Here is a 1,421-nt window from a genome sequence, read left to right on the forward strand (position 1 = left end):
AATGCCGTTCACTTAAGCGGAGCAGCACTGCGTTTCACCGGATAGCGCGTTTTTGATATCTTAACCGCCCTCGGCCTTGATGGTCGGGGGCGTTTTCTTATGAACAACGCTTCCAGATTTCCTCGTAAATGCTCCATCCGCCTCGGGATTGTCCCCGGCGAGACGGTATTTCCCAGAACTATCATCTCCGTCGCGATAAACTGAAAGGCAAATTTAAAGCTGATTTCCGACGGCGCTCTTTTGTGTTTTTCCGCCGCCCGCGTGGCCTCCCGTCGTATCAGATTATAAGCCAGTAACATTCCCCACACCTCCTGCTCCAGCAGCTCTGGTTTACGACTTCTCAGTACCAGCGCGTTGTCCAGCAGGCTACTTTTCAGGTTTCTGAACCCGACCTCTATTTCCCAGCGGGAGTGATAAAGTTCTGCCACATCTTTTGCCCGGTAACGGTCTGCCGGAAGTGATGTCAGCACCGTTTTCTCCACACCATTCAGCTCATATGCCACCGCCCGTGCATACCAGAACTCCGGCAGTGACGGGTTCTTTTTTCGTGCCTGCGGGGAAACTTTCAGTTTCAACAATCTGTCTCCGGGCGCATAAATTTCTTCTGTTTCGGCCACCACATTCTTACGGGCAGGCAGCAGCCAGTGCCGGTTGGTGCCCTGCTGATTGAGTGTCAGCAACAGGTCCGCGCTGTAAAACAGCTTATCAAACAAGGTAATGGAGTTATCTGGTATCGTGGACGTCATGGACTGCGCCAGCAAAATTTCACTCCGGCGATAAGGTGCCGTGGCCGCATCCAGCAAAATGTGGCTACCAAGGTTCATCAGCGCCACCAGACGCATCACCGGATAAGCGCTCTGGCGTTCTGTGGCAGTATTGGCGGAGCCATAATATTCCCGAAGCGCAGGCTCATCAGGCGTTCTGAACTGAGCACCGTCAATGGCAAAAAGTTGCAGTCCTTGCCAGTCATCTTTGATGTACCGCTCTGTCCCCCAGGTCTGTGCTGTCTGCCGGAAGAGCCATTCAACGGGAGCGGCTCCCACACGCTGACGAGCCTGAGTGATGGCACTGCGGGCCAACAGGTTCATGCCGGCCTCCCCATCAGCACTGAGGCTGAGGCGGCGGACCACATCGGTAATGGGTTCATTGCGGAAAAAAGCCATAGAAACCACCATCCAGATAACCATATCACCGGGCAGACGACGACGGCGAACCGTAGCGTGCTCAGACAGCGTCAGGCAATGTTGTATCCACTCAGTCGGAAGGTGCTCTGCGAAAAGCTGTGCAGAAGGGGGTGGCATGAGCGGATGGTTGTGGAAATCGAGCAGGTCATTGAGAAGTGGCATAGGAAAACGGCTCCCTGTTATGGAAGCCGTTATAGTGCCGCAGATTAAGGATCGGTCAACCGATCCTTAACTGAT

General features: G+C 54.0%; 1 protein-coding gene. It reads right to left on the reverse strand.

Features of this window, described 5'->3' with window-relative positions; genetic code table 11:
* Nucleotides 1–8: 8 nt before the first annotated feature.
* Nucleotides 9–1,346: an IS4 family transposase gene (locus tag M979_RS22170; RefSeq protein WP_064556437.1), complete on the reverse strand. Its 1,338-nt coding sequence runs from the start codon at nt 1,344–1,346 to the stop codon at nt 9–11.
* Between the last annotated feature and the right edge of the window lie 75 nt (nt 1,347–1,421).

The sequence above is a fragment of the Buttiauxella noackiae ATCC 51607 genome (assembly GCF_001654865.1).
GTDB lineage: Bacteria > Pseudomonadota > Gammaproteobacteria > Enterobacterales > Enterobacteriaceae > Buttiauxella > Buttiauxella noackiae.